Origin of the sequence: Streptomyces sp. NPDC008092 (assembly GCF_042957285.1) — a bacterium.
GTDB lineage: Bacteria > Actinomycetota > Actinomycetes > Streptomycetales > Streptomycetaceae > Streptomyces.
The window spans coordinates 79,562-98,963 of sequence record NZ_JBIBHY010000008.1 but is presented as its reverse complement, the minus strand read 5'-3'; the positions used below and the strand labels follow the sequence as shown (position 1 = coordinate 98,963).

The following is a 19,402-nucleotide window of genomic DNA, read 5'->3' as shown; positions in this document are numbered from 1 at the left end:
CGGAAACCCAGCGGATTCCGGCTCCGGCCAGCACAGAGAAGGTGGCGGGAAATCATCCCCTACGGGATGGGATTCCGCCAGGATCCAGGACCGGCGGGTACGTCCGCCGTGCGGGAAGGCGATGGGCGGAGTGATGCGGCGGTACGAGCTGCGGTTCGGACTGCTGGGACCTCCGGTCCTCTACGACGCGTCCGGCGTACGCCCCATCGGCAGCCCCAAGGTGCGCGCGCTGCTGGCCGCGCTGCTCCTGGAGGCCGGGCGGGTCGTCTCCGTCGACTCGCTCAGGGAGGCCCTGTGGGGCGGGGCGCCCCCGGTGTCGGCGCGCGCCTCGCTGCACAACCACGTCACCCGGCTGCGCCGGCTCCTCGACGATCCGGAGCGGCTGCGGGCCGTACCGCCCGGGTACCTGCTGCGTGTCGACGACGGTGAGCTGGACGTCGACGTGTTCGACGCCCGGGTGGCCCAGGCGCGCGCGGCGCACAGGCGGCGGGAGTGGGCGCCGGTGCTGCGCGCCTGCGCCGAGGCGCTCGATCTGTGGCGCGGCAGCCCGCTCGGCGGTCTCCCCGCCGATTTCGGCGGCCGTGCCTTCGTACAGCGCCTGGAGGAGGCCCGGCTCCTGCTGCTGGAGTGGGGTTACGACGCGGAGCTCGCCCTGGGCGGGCCCCGGCTGGGCGGTGTCGCACCGGAGTTGGCGGCGCTGGTCGCCGAGTACCCCCTCCGGGAGGCCTATCACCGCCAGCTGATGCTCGCCCTCCACCGCACGGGTCGCCAGGCCGAGGCCCTCGCCGTCCACCGCGACCTGCGCAACCGCCTGAGAGACGACCTGGGCATCGAGCCGGGCCCGGCGGTCCGCCGGGCCCACGTGGAGGTGCTGCGGGGGAGCGACGCGGCGGGGGAGGCGCTGCCGCACGGGGACAGGGGTCCCTCGGGCGGTGGGGCGCTCGACGAGGGTGAAACAGGCGCGGACGCGTGTTTCGCCGCGCCCTCGAAAGACACGTCAACGGACCGCGCGACGAAAGCCGGGAACGCCGCCGACCGGACAGAGCCCGCCCACCCCCTGGACGACCCCGTCGCGCCCGCTTCTACGCGCGACGCCCCCCCGACCCCCCGCCCCGCTCAACTCCCTCCACCCCCTGCTCAACTCCCCCCACCCCCCGCCCACTTCACCGGCCGCACCACCGTCACCGAGGAACTGCGCCACACCCTCACTCCGCCACCCCACCCCACCCACGAAGACCCGACGCACCCTCTCGCTCCGCCACCCCCCGCCCCCTTCATCGCCCACCCCGCCCCCCACCCCGAACCCACGCCAACAACCCTGCCCCCCACCCCCACCGATCCCCGCCCTCTTGCCCCCACCGATCCCCACCCTCCCGCTTCCCCCGCCCCCCTTCCCCCCGCAGCCGCCGACGGCGATTCCGCCCCACTGGGGCCACCCGCACCCGACCACGAAACTGTCACGGGTGGTGCGGGTGGGAACACAAGGGCCGATGGCGAAGCCGAGGCCACAGCCACCCCCACCCTCACCGCGATCACCGGCATGGCCGGCGTCGGCAAGACCGCCCTCGCGCTGCACGTCGCGCACCAGCTGCGGAATCGTTTCCCCGACGGCCAGCTCTACGTCAACCTGCACGGCGCCACCCCCGGAATGCCCCCGCTCGCCCCCGGCCAGGCGCTCGCCGCGCTGCTGCGGGACCTCGGCGCCGACCCCCGGCACATCCCCGAACACCCGGACGCGGCCGCCGCGTTGCTGCGCTCCCTGCTCGCGCCGACCCGCACCCTCCTGCTTCTCGACGACGCCGCGACCGCCGCGCAGGTGCGGCCGCTGCTCCCCGGCGGCCCCGGCTGCGCGGTGATCGTCACCAGCCGTTCGCCGCTCACCGCGCTCGACGGCGCCCGCCGCTTCCCGCTCGGGCCGCTGACCGGTGAGGACAGCGCGGCGCTGCTGCGCGCGGTCAGCGGGCGGGCGGAGATCGACGCCGGTCACCCGCTCGTCGGCCTCACCGGACGGCTTCCACTCGCCCTGCGCGTGGTGGCCGCCCGGCTGGCCGCCCGACGCGCGCTCACCCCCGAGGTGCTGGCGGGTCAGCTGGCCGCCACCGAGGACAGGTTGCACCACCTCGAATACGACGACCTGAGCGTCCGGCGCTCCCTCGCCGTGGCCCATGACGCCCTCGCCGGCTCCGACCGCGCCGCCGACCGCGACGCCGCCCTCGTCCTGCGCCACCTCGGCGCCCTCGACCTGCCCACCTGCGGCGCCCCCCTGATCGCCCGGCTCACCGGCACCGACGAGCGCCGCGCCGAGGCCGCCCTCGACCGCCTGGTCGACGTCGCCCTGCTGGAGGAGACCGCGTACGGTCGCTACACCCCGCACGACCTCGTACGGGACTTCGCCCGCGAGCTGGCCGACGGCACCGACGGCGCCGACCGCACCGACGCCGCTCTCACCGCCCTGCGCTGGTTCGCCGCCGTCGCCGAACGCGCCCTCCTCGCGATCCTCGAACCAGGACTCGACCGGGACGACCGCCGCCGGCCCACCACGGCCCAGCCCGCCGAACACCGGCCGTACGCCACCGCCCTGCCGCCCTTCGAATGCGCCGAGCACGCCTTCGCCTGGGGCGACATGGAGCTGGAGAACATCGTCGCTCTCGTGGAGCGGTACGCCGGCACCGCCGACGCCCGGATCAGCGCCTGTCTCTCCACGCTCGTCCGCCTCCTCTACCCCTACGTGCTGCGCAGCGGCCGGGTCGCCGAGATGGAGGTGCTGGGCACCGCCGCCCTGGCCGCCGCCCGGCGCCTCGGTGACGAGCCCGCCGAGGCCTACGCCCTGGGCGACCTCGCCGGCCTGCGCTTCCTCACCGGCCGCCACCGGGAGGCCCTCGCCCTGACCGACGGGGCGCTGGTCCTGTGGCGGCGGCTGGGCGTGCTGTCCTGGATCCGGCGCGGCCTGAACAACCGCGGGCTGCTGCTGGAGGGGCTCGGCCGGTACGAGGAGTCGGGCGAGGCACTCCTGCAGAGCCTGGACCACTCCCGGCAGCTGAACGACCCCTACGGCGAGGCCGTCACCCACAGCCATCTCGGCAACCTCTACGAGCACACCGACCCGCGCGCCGCCATCGAGCAGCACCGGCGTTCCCTCGCGATCGGGGACGCGATCGGCGCCGTCATCCTGCAGCACTCGGCGCACTGCAACATCGGCTACGCGCACCTCCGCCTCGGCGAACCGGCGGCCGCCGCCGCCCACTTCGAGGAGAGCCTGCGCATCCTCGGCGGCCACGGCGACTGGCACGGCGAGTCCCAGACCAGGCTCGGGCTGGTCCGCGCACTGCGCGCCCTCGGCCGGACCGACCGCGCCCACCACGAGTGCGCCGAACTCCTGCGCCGCGCCGACGCCCGCGCCGACCGCTACAGCGGCGGTCTCGCCCGCCACCAACTCGGTCTGCTCCTGCGCGAGCAGGGGCGCACCGGCGAGGCGTACGACACCTGGCGAGCCGCCCTCACCGCCCTGGACGGCACGGACGAGCCCGACGTCCTCGCCGAACTGCGCACCCTGCTGGCATCCGGCGACTGACCGGACCGGTCACTTCGCGTCGGCATAGCACTCCACCACCGCGGTCGTGAACGGGAACCGCACCGGTGTCCGGCCGAACGTCAGCCGTCCGGCCAGGTCGGCCGCCTCCCGGATGGCCGCCACGACCGTCTCGGTCTCCTCCTCGGGGCAGTGCACGATCACTTCGTCGTGCTGGAAGAAGACCAGCTCGGCCGAGAGGTCCGCGCAGGTCCGGCGCAGTGCCGCGAGCATCAGCAGGGCCCAGTCGGCGGCACTGCCCTGCACCACGAAGTTGCGTGCGAAGCGGCCTCTGGCCCGGGAGTTGGTGGAGGCGTACCCCGGCACCCAGCCCTCGGCGGCCTGCTCCTCCGGCTCCTCCTGGGGCATCCCGGCCTCCTCGGTGCCGTCGCCCGCGCCGGTCGCCGGTGGACAGGTCCGGCCCAGCCAGGTGCGCACCAGCCGGCCCTCCTCGCCCGCTCGCGCCGCCTCGTCGACGTACGCCACCGCCTTGGGGAAACGGCGTCTGAGTGCGGCCAGGTTCTTCAGTCCGTCGCCCGAGGTCTGGCCGTAGACCGCGCCGAGGACGGCGAGCTTGGCCTGCGCGCGGTCGCCGGAGAAGGCGCGGTCGGAAACGGACTGGTACAGGTCGGTCTCCCGCCCGGCGACCTCCATCAGGCCGGGGTCGCGGGAGATCGCCGCCAGCACGCGCGGTTCCATCTGGTCGGCGTCGGCCACGACCAGCCGCCAGCCGGGGTCGGCGACCGCGGCCCGCCGGATCACCTTGGGGATCTGCAGCGCGCCCCCGCCGTTGGTCACCCAGCGCCCGGTGACCGTACCGCCCGCGTGGAACTCGGGCCGGAAACGGCCGTCGCGTACCCAGTCCTGGAGCCAGGTCCAGCCGTGCGCCACCCAGATCCGGTAGAGCTTCTTGTATTCGAGGAGCGGCTTCACGGCCGGGTGGTCGACGGCCGACAGCTCCCAGCGGCGGGTGGACTTCACCTTGATCCCGGCCTGGGCGAAGGCCTTGACCACATCGGCCGGCAGGTCCGGGCGCACCCGCCTGCCGAACGCGGCCGACACCTCGTCGGCCAGCTCGGCCAGCCGGCGCGGCTCGCCGCCGCCCGCGTACCGCTCGCCGAGCAGCTCGCGCAGCACCTCGCGGTGCACCTCGGCGCTCCAGGGCACGCCCGCGCCGTTCATCTCTGCGGCGATCAGCATCCCCGCCGACTCGGCGGCGGTCAGCAGCCGCATCCGGTCCGGGTGTTCGGCCCGGTCGTGCCGGCGCTGCTGCTCGGCGTAGACCGCGAGGAGTTCGTCGAGCGTCAGGCGGGCGGTGCCCTGCGGCTCGAACAGCGGGGACTGCGCGCCCGGCTCGGCCGCGCGCTGCGGCGGGTCCGGCGGTACGGGGCCGCCGCGGAGGCGGGCCAGGGCGGCGGCGGCCGAGTGCGGCTCGCCGGACCGTCCCTCGTGGCCCAGCAGAAGTGTCTCGGCGTCCTCGATGTCGTAGCACCGCTCCACTCGCACCCCCGTGGCGAGCAGACGCGGGTAGACCTCGGCGGTCGACCGCCACACCCAGCGCGTTACCTCCGGGCGGCCCCTGACCGCCCCGGCGAGATCGGGCTCCCGCCGCACCGGTCCGGCGGGCAGCCCGTCCGGACCGAGGGGGGCGACGTCCACGCCACCGTCCTCGGCCGGAGCGAGAGCCCACCGGTCGGTCATGCTGCGAGTGTGGCACCCACCACTGACAAACGCTCTGACCTGCGGATTCAGCGCTCCGGCGGGCTTTTCAGCCAGCCTCCGTGCCTGCCGTTCCCTCCGTTCCCGCCGCCTCGGCCGCGCCCGCCGCCTCCGCCGCCGCGTTCTTCTGTTCCAGCAGCAGCGACAGCACCTTGGTCATGTACTCCTCGGTCGCGGGCTTGGTGATGCCCAGTTCGCTGAGGACGCCGTCGCCGTTCTCGTGTTCGAGGAGGGCCAGCAGCAGGTGCTCGGTGCCGATGTAGTTGTGGCCGAGGCGGAGGGCCTCGCGGAAGGTGAGTTCGAGGGCCTTCTTGGCCTCCGGGCCGTAGGGGACGAGGTCGGGGACGTCGTCGGCGGCCGGCGGCAGCGCGGCCGTCGCCGCCTGGCGCACGCTGTCCAGCAGGACGCCCTGCGCGAGGATCGCCTTCGCCGCGATGCCGTCCGGTTCGGCCAGCAGGCCGAGGACCAGGTGCTCGGGGCGGCCCTCGGGGTTGCGGGCCGCGAGCGCCTCGTTGTGGGCCGCCATCACCACGTTCCGCGCGCGCGGGGTGTAGCGGTCGAAGCCCTGGCCGGGGTCGAGGGCGGCGGACTCCTTCGGTACGAAGCGCTTCTGCGCCGCCTGCCGGGTCACGCCCATGCTCTTGCCGATCTCGGACCAGGACGCGCCCGAGCGCCGGGCCTGGTCGACGAAGTGCCCGATCAGGTGGTCGGCCACGTCGCCCAGGTGGTCGGCGGCGATCACCGCGTCCTGGAGCTGGTCGAGGGGTTCGGGGTGCACCTTCTTGATCGCCGCGATGAGGTCGTCGAGGCGTACGGATGCCGTGATGTTCGGGTCGGTAGCCATGTGTCAACCTTAGGTTGACACCTTGGCCCTGTCAACCGTCGGTTGACACTTTGGTGCCAGGGAGCTCGCGAGGGAAGCTCGGCGACGGCAGGGCGGGCACTTATCCACAGGGTGTGGACGGCCATCGAACGCCACCGGCGCCACATGGCACGATCGACACGTGACCAGCAGCCAGCCCAGCACCGTCGACCGAGCCTTCCAGAGCGCCCTGTGCGACGACACCGACTCCGGCCTCGACACGGGCGCGTCCCTCCTCGCGGCCGACTCCGGCGCCGACGCGGAACTCGCGCACCGAGGCCGGGAGTTCGTCGCGGCGGCCTGGCGGCGCGGCTGGCAGCCCGCCGACGTCGTACGGCTGGTGCGGCGTGAGCTGGACGAACCGCACCTCCGGCTCGCCGCCGGGCTGATCCGGGCGCAGGCACCGGACGACCGGCCGCGCGGCCCCCGCTGGCGGGGGCAGCTCGACGAACTGCCGGAGGCGGACGGCCACGCGCGCGTGGGCGACCGTTTCTCGCACGCCACCGCCGTCCTGGAGCTCTACCGCCTGCTGCTGCGGCTGCCCGCCCTGGAGCCCCTCGACGAGCCGCGCTCCGCCGCGACCGCGCACCGCCCGGAGTCCCGCATGCTCGCCCGGATCCGCGCGCTGCTCGCCAAGGCGGAGGCGACCGGCTTTCCGGAGGAGGCGGAGGCGCTCAGCGCCAAGGCGCAGGAGCTGATGGCCCGGCACAGCGTGGACGAGGCGCTGCTCGCCGCGGGTGCGCCCGCGCCGGACGCGCCGGGTGCCTGCCGGATCGGCGTCGAGCCGCCGTACGAGCAGGCCAAGGCGGTGCTGCTGGACGCGGTCGCCACGGCCAACCACTGCCGCGCGGTGTGGAACGAGCCGCTGGCCTTCTCCACGGTCGTCGGCTTCGAGGCGGACCTGGAAGCGGTCGAGCTGCTGCACACCTCGCTGCTGGTGCAGGCCACGCACGCGATGACGAAGGCGGAGGCGGCGCAGCGGGCGGGCGGCCGCAAGCGGACGAAGACCTTCCGCCAGTCCTTCCTGGCGGCCTACGCCCACCGGGTCGGCGACCGCCTCAGAGCAGCGGCCCGGTCTGCGGTGGCCGACGCCGAGTCGCCCCGGGACCTGCTCCCGGTCCTGGCCACGAGAGAGCTGGCCGTGACCGACCGCATGGAGCAGATGTTCCCGGAGACCACGACGACCCGCCTGCGCGGAGTGACCGACGAAGCGGGCTGGACGGAAGGCACAAGAGCCGCGGACCAGGCCCAGGTCCGCTCCCGCACCCGACTGCCCTGAGGGCCGGCGCCCCGGTGCGGGGGCAAGGGGTAGTGCCGACGTTCGGTTGCCGCCGCGCGGGCGCGTCCAAGGCCCGCCGGCGCCCCGTCAGGGGCGCGGGGAACTGCGCGACCAGCCCCCACCGCCCGTCAGCCGAAACCCGACCGCGCCCACCGAATCAACCCACCGAATCAACCCACCGAGTCGGCCCACCGAATCAACCCACCGAGTCGGCCCACCGAATCAACCCACCGAGTCGGCCCACCGAATCAACCCAACGAGTCGGCCCAATGAACCAACCCCCGAATCAGGCCCCGGATCAGTCCCCCGCCTGCTGGAAAGCCCCCACCGCGGCGTTCGGCTTCGACGCCGCCCCCTTGCCCGCCACCGCCCCGTACTTCCACGGGAAGCTCTCCGTCGCGTCGCCCCCCGGCAGGGACACCGTCAGCGAGGTGGCCGCGAGGCTCGCCTGGTCGCCGTCCTTGCCGCGCACGTAGCTGATCGAGAACGTCGCGGAGTCGCCCTTGGCGAGCTTGAGTTCGTCGCTCTTCGCGCCCGACTGCGCGGCGACCGTCGCCGACGTGCCGCCCGCCTTCAGCGTGACGCCGGCGAAGCCGTCCAGCGTGCAGGGCGCACTCTGGTTGGTGATGGACACCGGCACCTCGCCGGTGTCCCCCGCGGCAGGCGCCACGCTCGCGGAGCCGACCTGGACGGAGACCTTGCCGATCTCGCAGGCCGAGCTGTTCTTGCCGCTGGAGCCCGAGCCGCCGTTGTTGCAGGCGGTCAGGGCGAGGGCGGCGGCGACGGCGGTGACGGTGAGCGGAATGGCGCGCATGTGCAGATCCCCATCGAGGTCGTGACGGTGTCCCAGCATCATCACGCCCCGGCCCGGGCCCCGCGCGCCCGCCCCCGCCGACGACCGTTTCCGACGTGTTTTCGCCGACCCGCGCGGGCCGGCGAAAACACGTCGGAAACGGTCCTGTGCGGCCCTACTGCCCAAGGCTCGCCGTCGGCAGCCCCGTCGGCAGCTTGCCGCCCTCGGCCTTGGTGTAGGTCTCCTCGCCCGATTTTCCGGACCAGGTGACCTTCATGCCGCTCTTGCTGACCGAGTCCACCATTCCGGTGACCCGGTCCTTGCTGCCGTTCGTGCAGGTGAGGTGGATCATCCGCATGCCGGCCTCCTCACCGGCGGTCCCGCTGCACACGGATCCGCCGGTCTCGAAGAGCCCGGCTTCCTTGCCGGTGACGACCAGTGCGACGATCTTGCCGCCGCTCGTGGTGATCCAGCTGCCCTGCAGCGCGTCGGAGGAGGCCGTGGAGCCGTCCGTACCGGCCGCGGCGGTGGCGCCGGCGGACGACGTGCCCGAGGAGTCGCTGCCGGACCCGCCGCCCCCGCTGCACGCGGTCAGCGCGAGCGCGCCGACCAGCCCGGCCGCGGCGGCCACGGTCCTTAGGGCCGGCCGCGCGGTCGCCGCAGCCGTCCGTGCCGAAGCAGTTCTCGTCGCAGCCGTCCGTGCCGAAACGGCCCCCGCCGAAGCCGTGTCGCTGTGCGTCGTAGCCGTACTCGCCGTAGCCGTGGTCACCGCAACGCTCCCGAGCTCTAGGGGGTCGGCCGCCCGGCCGCCCGGACGACAGCGGCAAGCTACCAGCACTCACCAGGAGGACTTGCGTACGCCAGGTAGGTATCCGCTGTGGGCCTGGTCCCGCAGCTTCACCCGGGACAGGCCGAACGCACGGAAGTAGCCGCGCGGACGGCCGTCCACCTGGTCGCGGTTGCGCACCCGCGTGGCGCTCGCGTCGCGCGGCTGCCCGCGCAGCTCACGCCCGGCGGCGAGGCGCTCCGCCGGGGTCGAGGACGGCCGTCGGAGGATCTCCTTCAGCTCGGCCCTGCGGGCGGCGTACCGCGCGACGACCGCTTGCCGCCGTTCGTTCTTCGCGATCTTGCTCTTCTTCGCCATGTCGGTGCCCCGCCCCCGTCAGACCTTCACGCCCCGCGCGCGGATGCGGGCCACGGCCGCCTCCACGCCGATCGTGTCGACGGTTTTCACGGCACGCGCGCTCAGCCGGAGCCGTACCTGCCTGTTCTCGCTCGGCAGCCAGTAGCGCCGGGTCTGGATGTTGGGGTCGAAGCGGCGGGAGGTCCGCCGGTGGGAGTGGGAGATCCGGTTGCCGAAGCCGGGCTGGGCGCCGGTCAGCATGCAGTGGGCGGACATGGTGACGTACCTCTCTCGGTCTGGAGCCCCAGAAGCTGATGCTAATGGGATTCATTTTCAGTAAGGTACCAGCCATGGCACGCAACGAACTCCGTCCGGTGATCAGGCTCCGGTCCACCGCAGGGACCGGCTACACCTACGTGACCCGCAAGAACCGCCGGAACGACCCGGACCGTATGACCCTGCGCAAGTTCGACCCGGTCGCGGGTCGGCACGTCGACTTCCGAGAGGAGCGCTGAACCGCCGCCATGCGCAACGGAATCCACCCCGCCTACGGGCCCGTCGTGTTCCGTGACCGGGCCGCGAACCACGCCTTCCTCACCCGCTCGACGCTGGCGGGCGCCGAGGCGACCGGGAAGACGGTCGAGTGGGAGGACGGCCGGACCTACCCGGTGGTCGACGTCGAGATCTCGAACGTCAGCCACCCCTTCTACACCGGTACCGCCCGCGTCCTGGACACCGCCGGGCGCGTGGAGCGCTTCGAGCGACGGTACGGAAGGCAGGGCTGATGCCCCCCGGAGCCCAGCCCCCCGAAGCCCTGCCCCCAGGCGCCCCGCTCCCCGTAGTGATCGTCGGCGGGCTGCACGCCGACGCCCGCAGGCAGGCCGTCGCCCGGCTGCTCGCCGACGTCCCGGGGAGCGTCGTACTCCACCACGACCTCGCCACGGCCGCCGACGGCACGGTCGTCCGGACGGTCCGGGACGCCCGCGGCCTGCTGTCCAGTGCCGAGACACCCCTGGTCGACGACTGCGCGTGCTGCGCCCTGCGCGAGGACCTGGTGCCCGAACTGCGGCGGCTCGCCGCCGACGGCGCCACCCGGCTCGCGATCGTGGAGCTGTGGGACTCGGTCGAGCCCAAGGCGATGACCGAGGTCGTCGTCGCCGGCGGGCTCACCGTCACCGGCGTGATCACCGCCGTCGACCCGTCGCTCCTGCTGCCGTACCTCGGCAACGGCGACGACCTCGCCGACGCCGGGCTCGCCGCGGCCGCCACCGACCGGCGCACGGTCGCCGACACCTTCGCCCGGCAGCTGGAGTACGCCCCCGTCCTCGCCGTCCTCGACTCCCCGGAGGCCGACGACGAGGACCGCGAGCTGCTCGCGCAACTCCACCCGACAGCCCGCCAGGTCCCTCTCCCGGGCGGCCACCCCGGGGACCTGGCGGGCGCCGCGGGCGCGCTGGCCCGGGCCGCCCTCGCCGGTTTCGACGTCGAGGCGGCCGCGGCCGCCCAGCACCCGGCCTGTGCGCTGCTCCCCGCGGAGGCCGACGGCCACGGTGTCGCCACGCTGGTCTGGCACCGCAGGCGGCCGTTCCACCCCGAGCGGCTGTACGCCGCGCTGGAGGACCTGACCTGCGCGGCCGCCCGCAGCCGGGGCCGGTTCTGGCTCGCCGACAAGCCCGACGTGCTGCTGCACTGGGACGCGGCGGGCGGCGCCCTGTGCGTGGAGAGCGCGGGGCCGTGGCTCGCCTCCCTGCCGGACGCGGCCTGGGACCTGGTCCCGCCGGTGCGACGGGCCGCCGCCGCCCTCGACTGGCACCCGGAACACGGCGACCGCTGCCAGCGCCTGGTCTTCACGTCCCCCGGGCTCGACCGCGACGGGCTCGAACGGCTGCTGGAGTCCTGCCTGCTGACCGATGCCGAGTACGCCGCCGGACGCGCCGCCTGGAAACGGCTGCCGCCCGCCTTCGACACCCTTCTGGAGGTCTGACCCGATGCCCCGCAAGACCGACCGCGGCCCGGTGAAGCGCCGGCCCGACCCGCTGGAGCGGGCGGGCGTGACGTACATCGACTACAAGGACACCGACCTGCTGCGGAAGTTCCTCTCCGACCGCGGCAGGATCCGCAGCCGGCGCGTCACCGGCGTCTCCGCCCGGCAGCAGCGGCTGCTGGCCAGGGCGGTCAAGAACGCGCGCGAGATGGCACTGCTGCCGTACGGGACCGCGCGACAACCCGTCGTAGTCCGGTCGTCGTAGTCCGGCTGTCGTAGTCCGGCCGTCTCGGCCCGGCCGGGGCGGACGGATCGCCGTAGCCCGATCGCCGTAGCCCGGCAGGAAACGTCACAGAGGCCGGTGCGCGAGTCGTCGTACGACCGCGCACCGGCCTCTCGCGCGTCGTCGACGTGCAGGTTCTCGCCTACGCCAGGTAGTGGACGGCGTCCGTCCGGCGGTCCGGTCCCGATCCGGCCAATCTCGCTCACCGGACCATCACACGGGCGCTGGAACACCGGGGCCGGGGTGTGCGTCTTTTCTTTGTGCATGAAGGATTCGATCCGGGCGATCCCGCGCAGATGACGGCGCGCGATCATGGACGGGGGCTGGCGGTCGCATGTCCTGCGGAGTCTGGGGCAGACGCTGGAACGGGTTGGGTAAAGCGGACGTCAAAGCTGTAATCGCAGGAACACCCCCCGTGCACGTGCATCTGCTCATGCATCTGCACGTGAACAAGGTTATGATCCGGGTCAGTTGACCGCTGCATCAATGGTCACATCAGCCAGTTAGTGCACCACCGGGGAGCGACCTGTGGACCTCGACCTCGACGTTGACGGCGTGTACGGGGGGTTTGACGTGTACAACGGCATGGCTGCCACGCAGCTGGACGGAGTGGCCTGGCAGAAGAGCAGGCACAGCAACTCGCAGGGTTCCTGCGTGGAGTTCGCCCGGCTGCCGGGCGGCGACGTCGCGGTCCGCAACTCGCGCTTCCCGGACGGGCCGGCGCTCGTCTACACGCGGGCCGAGATCGAGGCGATGCTTCTCGGCGTCAAGGACGGCGAGTTCGACCACCTGATCACGAGCTGACGGCGGCCGTATCCGGGGCAACCCGGTGCGTTCGGTGCACAACGTGCGGGTAACGCGCGTAGAAACCCGGCGTCCGAAGACGCCGGGTCCGTCACTCGGCGGCCTGCAGCCGGAACAGCGCCCACACGACCTTGCCGCTGAGGGTGCCCGCCAGCGGGTGCCAGCCCCAGCTGTCGCTGAACGAGTCGACCAGGAACAACCCGCGGCCCGACTCCGCCGAGAAGTCGTCGGAGTCGCGCGGGACGGGCGTCTCGTGGCTGGGGTCGCGCACCGCGCACACCAGCCGTCCGGTCCACCGCATCAGGTGCAGCCGCACCGCCGGCGCCTGCGGGGGCGCGAGGCAGTCGGTCTCACCGGGCACCGCGTGCCGCAGGGCGTTGGTGACGAGTTCCGACACGACGAGGCAGATGTCGTCGAAGCGGTCGCCGACGTCCCACTGGCCGAGCGTTCTCCGGGTGAACAGGCGGGCCTCGCGCACCGCTTCGTAGCGGGCGGGCAGGGCACAGGAGGCGGCGTTGGACACGGCCGCGGGATCAAGCGGCGGAAGGCCCTGCCGTAATGGCTTGAGCATGGTCGATCCATTCGTCCCCATGCGAGGCACTCCCGGGAATTCGCGGTCGTTGCGATGCAGCGGTGGCGCGGGACCATGGTTTCGGATGCGCACAGCAGATGCAAGGGCAGATGCACGTGCACGCGACCGAATTGGACCCTCCCGTACCGCTTGTTGGCCATTTTTTCCGCCAACTTCCCGCCCTTGGCTTACTACCTGCTTGCAACTTCCTGTGCTTAAACTTTGGCCGCTTGCCGTTTCCGTAATCGGACGAGTACTGCTCGAAGTGTTTTAGTGGCAGACTGCGGGCCCTGAAGACGGTTGGGGAGGCTGGCGAACGTGAGCGCGGGAGAGCCCGGATCGGTGGTGCGGCGAATGCTGCTCGGCTCGCAACTCAGGCGGCTGCGCGAGGCCCGGGGAATCACCCGGGAGGCCGCTGGGTACTCGATCCGTGCCTCCGAGTCGAAGATCAGTCGTATGGAGCTGGGCCGGGTGAGCTTCAAGACGAGGGACGTGGAAGACCTGCTGACGCTGTACGGCATCACCGACGAGGCCGAGCGCGAGCAGCTCCTCTCCCTCGCCCGGGAAGCCAACGTGGCCGGCTGGTGGCACAGTTACTCCGACGTCCTGCCGACCTGGTTCCCCACCTATGTCGGCCTGGAGGGCGCGGCGCATCTGATCCGCGCCTACGAGGTGCAGTTCATCCACGGTCTCCTCCAGACCGAGGAGTACGCGCGCGCGGTGGTGCGGCGCGGTATGAAGGGGGCCGGCGAGGCCGACGTCGAACGGCGGGTCACGCTGCGCCTGGAGCGGCAGAAGTACCTGGTGGCCGAGAACGCACCCGACTTCCACATCGTCCTGGACGAGGCCGCCCTGCGCCGCCCCTACGGCAGCCGCGAGGTGATGCGCGGCCAGCTCCAGCACCTCGTCGAGATCTCCGAGCGGCCCAACGTACGGCTGCAGATCATGCCGTTCAGCTTCGGCGGGCACTCCGGGGAGGGCGGTTCGTTCACCATCCTGAGCTTCCCCGAGTCGGACCTGTCCGACGTGGTCTACCTGGAGCAGCTCACCAGCGCCCTCTACCTCGACAAGCGCGAGGACGTCGCCCAGTACGAGCAGGCGCTCAAGGAACTCCAGCAGGACAGCCCGGGACCGGACGAGAGCCGGGACCTGCTGCGCGGGCTGCTCCAGCTCTCCTAGGGCGTCCTCTTTCCCGGGGCTCTCCCCAGAAGTTCGCTCTCCGTCCCCAACTGGCGTGTCACACAAGTACGATGACGTGTGATCAGACCGTGATGTTGATCATGGCCGCTAGTGATTTGGGGATCACATGTCGTCGTACTTCACTGACCTGGCCCAGCAGTACATCGACGGTGAGTGGCGCCCGGGGACCGGTTCCTGGGACATCATCGACTTCAACCCGTACGACGGTGAGAAGCTCGCGTCGATCACCATAGCCGCGGTCGACGAGATAGATCAGGCCTACCGGGCCGCCGAGCGCGCCCAGAAGCAGTGGGCCGCCACCAACCCCTACGCCCGCCGCGCCGTCTTCGAGAAGGCCCTGCGCCTCATCGAGGAGCGGGAGGCGGAGATCACCGAGGCGATCATCGCCGAGCTCGGCGGTACGCACCTGAAGGCCGCCTTCGAGCTGCACCTCGCCAAGGAGTTCCTGCGCGAGTCGATCCAGTGGGCGCTGCGCCCCGAGGGCAGGATCCTGCCCTCCCCGGTGGACGGCAAGGAGAACCGCGTCTACCGGGTGCCGGTCGGTGTCGTGGGTGTGATCAGCCCCTTCAACTTCCCCTTCCTGCTGTCGATCAAGTCGGTCGCCCCGGCGCTCGCGCTCGGCAACGGCGTGGTCCTCAAGCCGCACCAGAACACCCCGATCGTCGGCGGCACCCTGGTCGCGAAGATCTTCGAGGACGCGGGCCTGCCCGGCGGCCTGCTCAACGTCGTCGTCACCGACATCGCGGAGATCGGCGACGCCTTCATCGAGCACCCGGTCCCCAAGGTCATCTCCTTCACCGGTTCCGACAAGGTCGGCCGGCACGTGGCCACCGTCTGCGCCTCGCTCTTCAAGCGCTCGGTGCTCGAACTGGGCGGCAACAGCGCGATCGTGGTCCTCGACGACGCGGACATCGACTACGCGGTCGACGCGGCGGTCTTCAGCCGGTACGTCCACCAGGGCCAGGTCTGCATGGCCGCCAACCGCGTCCTGGTCGACCGCTCGATCGCGGACGAGTTCACGGAGAAGTTCGTCGCCAAGGTGAGGACCCTCAAGGTCGGCGACCCGAACGACCCGCAGACCGTCATCGGCCCGCTGATCAACTCCCAGCAGGCCGAGTCGATTTCGGCCACGGTCGAGCAGGCCGTCGCCGAGGGCGCCACCGCCCTCGTACGCGGCTCGACCACCGACAACCTGGTCGAGCCGTCGGTCCTCACCGGCGTCCCGGCCGACTCCGACCTGCTCCGCCAGGAGGTCTTCGGCCCGGTCGCCTTCCTCATCCCGTTCGACGGCGAGGAGGAGGCCGTGCGCCTGGTCAACGACACCCCCTACGGCCTCAGCGGCGCCGTCCACACCGGGAACGTCGAGCGGGGCGTGGCCTTCGCCAAGCAGATCGACACCGGGATGTTCCACGTCAACGACGGCACCGTCCACGACGAGCCCGTCGTCCCCTTCGGCGGCGAGAAGCACTCCGGGATCGGCCGCCTGAACGGCGAGACGACCGTGGAGTCCTTCACCACCCTGAAGTGGATCTCGGTCCAGCACGGCCGGAGCGGCTTCCCGTTCTAGAACCCCGCTGAAGCATCTCGGCGCCCCGGGCCCTTTAGGACGAGATCTGTCCTAAGGGGCCCGTAGCTTCGGTCGTGTCGGGGGAAACACCACCTGAGGAAAGGCGGCCGGTCATGGTCACTCACGTTCCCGCGGAAGCACAGGGCGACGAGCGCGGAGCTCTGCTCTCCTTCATCGAGGAGCAGCGCGGCGGCATCCGCCGGGCGCTGCTCGGCCTGACCGACGAGCAGGCCGCGAGCAGGCCGAGCGCGAGCGAGCTGTCCCTGGCGGGCCTGCTCAAGCACTGCGCGGAGGTCGAGCAGAGCTGGATCGCCCGGGCCAAGCAGGAGCCGCCGGCGATCCAGCGCGACCAGTCGAACTGGCACGAGACCTTCCAGCTGGTCGGCGACGAGACGGTGGCCTCGCAGCTGGCGTACTGGGAGCAGGTCGCCGCCGAGACCGAGAAGTTCATCCGCTCGGTCCCCGGCCTCGACGACACCTTCCCGCTCCCGCCCCAGCCCTGGTTCCCGCCGGAGGGCCGGGTCTCCATGCGCTGGGTCTGCCTCCACCTGATCCGCGAGACCGCCCGCCACGCGGGCCACGCCGACATCATCCGCGAGTCCCTGGACGGCAAGACGGCCTTCGAACTGGTGGCGCTTGAGCAGTCCGCCTAGGTGAGCGCCCCGTAAGGGGCGCTGGGGGTACCCCCGGCCGAAGGCTGGGGAGGAACTGCGCGACCAGCCACGAGGGCGCCGCAGACGGCACACGGCGGACGGCGGACGGCACCTCGCGGCTCTCCCAGCGCAGCGCCGAGCGCTCAGTGGTGGAAGCTGGTGGCCGCTTCCTTGTCATGGGTCAGCGGATGCGGCTGCCGGCGCAGTTCCGGCAGCAGCCGGGACAGGTCCTCGATGAACAGGTCCGCCAGGTCCTTCGAGAAGCCGTTGCGGCACACCACCCGCAGCACGGACAGGTCCGCCCGGTTCGCCGGGAAGGTGTACGCGGGCACCAGCCAGCCGTTCTCGCGCAGCCGCCGGGACACGTCGAAGACGTCGTACGCCGTCACGTGGTCGGCGGTGGTGAACGCGAAGACGGGCAGCTCGTCCCCCCGGGTGAGGAGCCGGAAGTCGCCGAGCGCCTCGATGCGTTCGGCGAGCCCGGTCGCCACGTCCCGGGACGCCTGCTGCACCGCGCGGTAGCCGTCCCGTCCCAGCCGCAGGAACGTGTAGTACTGCGCGACCACCTGGGCGCCGGGGCGGGAGAAGTTGAGGGCGAAGGTGGGCATGTCGCCGCCCAGGTAGTTGACCCGGAAGACCAGTTCCTCGGGCAGCGCCTCCTTCTCCCGCCACAGCGCCCAGCCGACACCCGGGTAGACCAGCCCGTACTTGTGGCCGGAGGTGTTGATCGACGCCACGCGCGGCAGCCGGAAGTCCCACACCAGGTCCTCGTCGAGGAAGGGCGCGATCATCCCGCCGGACGCGCCGTCCACGTGGACCGGGACGTCGATGCCGGTGCGCTCCTGGAGGGCGTCCAGGGCCGCGCAGAGGTCGGCGACCGGCTCGTAGGACCCGTCGAAGGTGGAGCCGAGGATGGCGACGACCCCGATGGTGTTCTCGTCGCAGAGGTCGGCGGCGGCCTGCGCGTCCAGGTGGTAGCGGTCGCCCTCCATGGGCACGAACCGGGGCTCCACCTCCCAGAAGTTGCAGAACTTCTCCCAGCAGACCTGGACGTTGATGCCCATGATCAGATTCGGGCGGGCGCCGCCCGGATAGCGGTCGGTGTTGCGCTTCATCCAGCGCCGCTTGAGCGCCATCCCGGCCAGCATGCAGGCCTCGCTGGAGCCGGTCGTCGAACAGCCGACGGTGTTGGCCGGATCCGGCGCGTTCCACAGGTCGGCGAGCATCGCCACACAGCGCCGTTCCAGCTCGGCGGTGCGCGGGTACTCGTCCTTGTCGATCATGTTCTTGTCGTCGCACTCCGCCATCAGGATGCCCGCCTGGGGCTCCATCCAGGTGGTGACGAAAGTGGCCAGATTCAGCCGGGCGTTGCCGTCCAGCATCAGCTCGTCGTGCACCAGCTGGTAGGCGGTCGAGGGCGGCAGCGGGCCGTCCGGCAGCCGGTGCGTGGGCGGGGCCTCGGCCATGCCGGCGACCGGGTTCGCCTCACCGAAGAACGGGTTGACGGACATGGGTCGCTGTTGGTGTTTCTGGGGACCTTTGTGCAGCGGCATGAAGAGTGCCTCCTGAACGACACGAGGGATTTCACAAGGATCAGCGCAGGGCCGTACCGTCCGCCCGCAACTGCATTCTCGGCCGCCCGGTCACCAGCAGCCACGCGGGCAGCGACGCGACGCACAGCAGCGCGATGATGCTCGGCGAGGCCACCAGCACCGCGGCCGTGAACAGGCTCACCCAGCCCTGGCGGGTGATCGCCAACAGCATGCCCAGGACACCCGCCGCCACGCCCACCGAGGGCTGGACCGCGGGCACCAGGGCGTGGGCGCACAGCCCGAGGGCGGAGCCGATGAACACCGACGGAAAGATCCGGCCACCGCGGAAACCGCAGGCGGCGGCCACCAGCAGGGCGGCCAGCTTGACGACCGTCATCACGGCGAACTGCCCGGCCGACCAGCCCTCCGGGTTCTTCGCCAGCTCCTCGACCTCGTCCAGCCCCTTGAAGAGCGTCAGATGCCCGCCCAGCGCCCCCAGGAGGCCCAGCACCAGCCCGCCGGCCGGAAGGGCCACCATGGGGTGCCCGAGGCGCCGGAAGACGCCGTGGACGTACGGGAAGGCGTACACGGCGCACATGCCGAGCACCGCGGCCGCGGAGGCGACCACCAGCGCCGCCAGCTGGTCCGGCCAGCGCGGGTGGCCGAGCGCGGGCAGCCCGAGGTCCAGGGTCGGGCGGGCCACCAGGGCGGTCGTCATCGCGCCCGCCCCCGCGGCCAGCAGCGGCCCGAAGAGGTTGTCCCACAGGGCGCCCTTCAGAGGCTTCCCGGCCAGCGCCTCGGAGATCACCAGGGCCGCCGCCACCGGCGTCCCGAACAGGGCGCCGAGCGTCGCCGCGTCGGCCAGCGCGGGCCACAGCGAACCCGGCAGCCGGGGCATCGCGAGCCGCCCCAGCCACAGCGCGAGCCCGACGTTGACGGCGATGAGGGGGTTCTCCGGACCGAGGCTCGGCCCGCCCGCCAGCATCAGCACGGTCGCCAGCACCAGCCCCGGCAGCACGGCCGGCGGCAGCGCCACCGCCTCCAGGCCCAGGGTGGCCGGATCGGGCCCGGCGTGCCCCGGCACCTTCCACACCACCAGCCCCACCGCGACCCCGGTGGCCGTCAGCATCACCAGCATCCACGGCACCGAGTACCGTCCGATGCCCAGCGCGTCCGGCAGGTTGTTCCACAGCACGTGCTGCAACTGTTCGGCCAGCGAGCTCACCAGCAGGAACAGCAGGCTGCTGCCGACACCGACGACAAGAGCGGGCAGGATCAGCGGCAGCAGGGCGCGCGCGGGGGCCGAGGGCGGGATGGGGAGCGCCTGCTGCGCGGTGTCCTGGGCCACGGGCCCACGATAAGCGGGCAAAACCGGCATAACATCCCGAACCGTGCACCGTACGGAATCCGAAGGCCTCCGCGCGGAACGGGCTTGCACCTCACGTGACGTGAGGACCCAGGGTG

The 19,402-nt window shown here is 72.3% G+C and carries 19 protein-coding genes; 10 read left to right on the top strand and 9 right to left on the bottom strand.

Going from position 1 to position 19,402, the window contains the following annotated elements; all coding sequences use genetic code 11:
- The first annotated feature begins 121 nt into the window (after positions 1 to 121).
- A complete protein-coding gene (locus tag ACFZB3_RS26070; RefSeq protein WP_391379061.1) occupies positions 122 to 3,571 on the top strand; it encodes a BTAD domain-containing putative transcriptional regulator in 3,450 nt (1,149 codons plus the stop codon).
- 9 nt (positions 3,572 to 3,580) lie between these two features.
- Here the strand turns inward: ACFZB3_RS26070 and ACFZB3_RS26065 are convergent, their stop codons facing one another.
- Positions 3,581 to 5,269, bottom strand: a complete 1,689-nt coding sequence (locus ACFZB3_RS26065) for a bifunctional 3'-5' exonuclease/DNA polymerase (protein WP_391379059.1) — start codon at positions 5,267 to 5,269, stop codon at positions 3,581 to 3,583.
- A gap of 67 nt (positions 5,270 to 5,336) precedes the next feature.
- Positions 5,337 to 6,131: a Clp protease N-terminal domain-containing protein gene (locus ACFZB3_RS26060; protein ID WP_391379057.1), complete on the bottom strand. Its 795-nt coding sequence runs from the start codon at positions 6,129 to 6,131 to the stop codon at positions 5,337 to 5,339.
- Positions 6,132 to 6,291: 160 nt separating this feature from the next.
- Between ACFZB3_RS26060 and ACFZB3_RS26055 the strand changes: the two genes are divergently transcribed.
- On the top strand, positions 6,292 to 7,428 hold the full coding sequence (locus ACFZB3_RS26055) for a DUF2786 domain-containing protein (protein ID WP_391379055.1): 1,137 nt from the start codon (positions 6,292 to 6,294) through the stop codon (positions 7,426 to 7,428).
- A gap of 298 nt (positions 7,429 to 7,726) precedes the next feature.
- On the opposite strand, the gene ACFZB3_RS26050 is transcribed toward ACFZB3_RS26055, so the two are convergent.
- The 4 genes from ACFZB3_RS26050 to rpmB all read right to left on the bottom strand — a co-directional run bounded on the left by ACFZB3_RS26050 (position 7,727) and on the right by rpmB (position 9,620).
- Positions 7,727 to 8,242 (bottom strand): DUF4232 domain-containing protein, encoded by a 516-nt coding sequence (locus tag ACFZB3_RS26050; RefSeq protein ID WP_391379053.1) that lies wholly within the window; start codon positions 8,240 to 8,242, stop codon positions 7,727 to 7,729.
- A 154-nt stretch (positions 8,243 to 8,396) separates the two neighbouring features.
- Complete coding sequence (locus ACFZB3_RS26045; RefSeq protein WP_391379051.1) at positions 8,397 to 8,852, bottom strand: hypothetical protein; 456 nt, start codon at positions 8,850 to 8,852, stop codon at positions 8,397 to 8,399.
- A gap of 207 nt (positions 8,853 to 9,059) precedes the next feature.
- Positions 9,060 to 9,365: a 30S ribosomal protein S14 gene (gene rpsN, locus ACFZB3_RS26040; RefSeq protein WP_391379049.1), complete on the bottom strand. Its 306-nt coding sequence runs from the start codon at positions 9,363 to 9,365 to the stop codon at positions 9,060 to 9,062.
- Between the two features lie 18 nt (positions 9,366 to 9,383).
- On the bottom strand, positions 9,384 to 9,620 hold the full coding sequence (gene rpmB / locus ACFZB3_RS26035) for a 50S ribosomal protein L28 (RefSeq protein ID WP_391379048.1): 237 nt from the start codon (positions 9,618 to 9,620) through the stop codon (positions 9,384 to 9,386).
- A 74-nt stretch (positions 9,621 to 9,694) separates the two neighbouring features.
- Here rpmB and rpmG point away from each other — a divergent pair, with 74 nt between their 5' ends.
- The 5 genes from rpmG to ACFZB3_RS26010 all read left to right on the top strand — a co-directional run bounded on the left by rpmG (position 9,695) and on the right by ACFZB3_RS26010 (position 12,415).
- Entirely contained in the window at positions 9,695 to 9,859 is a 165-nt protein-coding gene (rpmG, locus tag ACFZB3_RS26030; RefSeq protein ID WP_217556043.1) for a 50S ribosomal protein L33, read from the top strand.
- Between the two features lie 9 nt (positions 9,860 to 9,868).
- A complete protein-coding gene (locus ACFZB3_RS26025; RefSeq protein ID WP_391379045.1) occupies positions 9,869 to 10,129 on the top strand; it encodes a type B 50S ribosomal protein L31 in 261 nt (86 codons plus the stop codon).
- The gene (locus ACFZB3_RS26020) at positions 10,129 to 11,328 is read left to right on the top strand and encodes a GTP-binding protein (protein WP_391379043.1); all 1,200 of its coding nucleotides are present in this window, start codon (positions 10,129 to 10,131) and stop codon (positions 11,326 to 11,328) included. The genes ACFZB3_RS26025 and ACFZB3_RS26020 overlap by 1 nt, the downstream gene beginning before the upstream one ends.
- 4 nt (positions 11,329 to 11,332) lie before the next feature.
- Positions 11,333 to 11,593, top strand: coding sequence for a 30S ribosomal protein S18 (gene rpsR / locus ACFZB3_RS26015; protein ID WP_391379041.1), 261 nt, complete (start codon positions 11,333 to 11,335; stop codon positions 11,591 to 11,593).
- Positions 11,594 to 12,196: 603 nt separating this feature from the next.
- Complete coding sequence (locus ACFZB3_RS26010) at positions 12,197 to 12,415, top strand: DUF397 domain-containing protein (RefSeq protein ID WP_089100703.1); 219 nt, start codon at positions 12,197 to 12,199, stop codon at positions 12,413 to 12,415.
- A 91-nt stretch (positions 12,416 to 12,506) separates the two neighbouring features.
- Here the strand turns inward: ACFZB3_RS26010 and ACFZB3_RS26005 are convergent, their stop codons facing one another.
- A complete protein-coding gene (locus ACFZB3_RS26005) occupies positions 12,507 to 13,007 on the bottom strand; it encodes an ATP-binding protein (RefSeq protein WP_391379040.1) in 501 nt (166 codons plus the stop codon).
- Positions 13,008 to 13,340: 333 nt separating this feature from the next.
- On the opposite strand from ACFZB3_RS26005, the gene ACFZB3_RS26000 reads away from it, so the two are divergent.
- The 3 genes from ACFZB3_RS26000 to ACFZB3_RS25990 all read left to right on the top strand — a co-directional run bounded on the left by ACFZB3_RS26000 (position 13,341) and on the right by ACFZB3_RS25990 (position 16,406).
- Positions 13,341 to 14,165 carry a Scr1 family TA system antitoxin-like transcriptional regulator gene (locus tag ACFZB3_RS26000; RefSeq protein ID WP_391379783.1) on the top strand — a complete coding sequence of 275 codons (825 nt, stop codon included), beginning with the start codon at positions 13,341 to 13,343 and terminating at the stop codon, positions 14,163 to 14,165.
- 127 nt (positions 14,166 to 14,292) lie between these two features.
- Positions 14,293 to 15,753, top strand: a complete 1,461-nt coding sequence (locus ACFZB3_RS25995) for an aldehyde dehydrogenase family protein (protein ID WP_391379038.1) — start codon at positions 14,293 to 14,295, stop codon at positions 15,751 to 15,753.
- Between the two features lie 113 nt (positions 15,754 to 15,866).
- Entirely contained in the window at positions 15,867 to 16,406 is a 540-nt protein-coding gene (locus ACFZB3_RS25990) for a DinB family protein (RefSeq protein WP_391379036.1), read from the top strand.
- Positions 16,407 to 16,549: 143 nt separating this feature from the next.
- On the opposite strand, the gene ACFZB3_RS25985 is transcribed toward ACFZB3_RS25990, so the two are convergent.
- Positions 16,550 to 17,959: a glutamate decarboxylase gene (locus ACFZB3_RS25985; protein ID WP_391379035.1), complete on the bottom strand. Its 1,410-nt coding sequence runs from the start codon at positions 17,957 to 17,959 to the stop codon at positions 16,550 to 16,552.
- A 40-nt stretch (positions 17,960 to 17,999) separates the two neighbouring features.
- On the bottom strand, positions 18,000 to 19,286 hold the full coding sequence (locus ACFZB3_RS25980; protein ID WP_391379033.1) for an ion channel protein: 1,287 nt from the start codon (positions 19,284 to 19,286) through the stop codon (positions 18,000 to 18,002).
- Positions 19,287 to 19,402 lie beyond the last annotated feature (116 nt).

What these genes read in the sequence shown, in the direction of transcription:
- ACFZB3_RS25985 (WP_391379035.1), bottom strand. Translation starts at nt 17,959, where the DNA reads ATGCCGCTGCACAAAGGTCCCCAGAAACACCAACAGCGACCCATGTCC.
- ACFZB3_RS25990 (WP_391379036.1), top strand. Translation starts at nt 15,867, where the DNA reads ATGGTCACTCACGTTCCCGCGGAAGCACAGGGCGACGAGCGCGGAGCT.
- ACFZB3_RS26050 (WP_391379053.1), bottom strand. Translation starts at nt 8,242, where the DNA reads ATGCGCGCCATTCCGCTCACCGTCACCGCCGTCGCCGCCGCCCTCGCC.
- ACFZB3_RS26010 (WP_089100703.1), top strand. Translation starts at nt 12,197, where the DNA reads ATGGCTGCCACGCAGCTGGACGGAGTGGCCTGGCAGAAGAGCAGGCAC.
- ACFZB3_RS26005 (WP_391379040.1), bottom strand. Translation starts at nt 13,007, where the DNA reads ATGGGGACGAATGGATCGACCATGCTCAAGCCATTACGGCAGGGCCTT.
- rpsN (WP_391379049.1), bottom strand. Translation starts at nt 9,365, where the DNA reads ATGGCGAAGAAGAGCAAGATCGCGAAGAACGAACGGCGGCAAGCGGTC.
- rpsR (WP_391379041.1), top strand. Translation starts at nt 11,333, where the DNA reads ATGCCCCGCAAGACCGACCGCGGCCCGGTGAAGCGCCGGCCCGACCCG.
- ACFZB3_RS26070 (WP_391379061.1), top strand. Translation starts at nt 122, where the DNA reads ATGGGCGGAGTGATGCGGCGGTACGAGCTGCGGTTCGGACTGCTGGGA.
- ACFZB3_RS26000 (WP_391379783.1), top strand. Translation starts at nt 13,341, where the DNA reads ATGCTGCTCGGCTCGCAACTCAGGCGGCTGCGCGAGGCCCGGGGAATC.
- rpmG (WP_217556043.1), top strand. Translation starts at nt 9,695, where the DNA reads ATGGCACGCAACGAACTCCGTCCGGTGATCAGGCTCCGGTCCACCGCA.
- ACFZB3_RS26060 (WP_391379057.1), bottom strand. Translation starts at nt 6,131, where the DNA reads ATGGCTACCGACCCGAACATCACGGCATCCGTACGCCTCGACGACCTC.
- ACFZB3_RS25995 (WP_391379038.1), top strand. Translation starts at nt 14,293, where the DNA reads ATGTCGTCGTACTTCACTGACCTGGCCCAGCAGTACATCGACGGTGAG.
- ACFZB3_RS26065 (WP_391379059.1), bottom strand. Translation starts at nt 5,269, where the DNA reads ATGACCGACCGGTGGGCTCTCGCTCCGGCCGAGGACGGTGGCGTGGAC.
- rpmB (WP_391379048.1), bottom strand. Translation starts at nt 9,620, where the DNA reads ATGTCCGCCCACTGCATGCTGACCGGCGCCCAGCCCGGCTTCGGCAAC.
- ACFZB3_RS26025 (WP_391379045.1), top strand. Translation starts at nt 9,869, where the DNA reads ATGCGCAACGGAATCCACCCCGCCTACGGGCCCGTCGTGTTCCGTGAC.
- ACFZB3_RS26020 (WP_391379043.1), top strand. Translation starts at nt 10,129, where the DNA reads ATGCCCCCCGGAGCCCAGCCCCCCGAAGCCCTGCCCCCAGGCGCCCCG.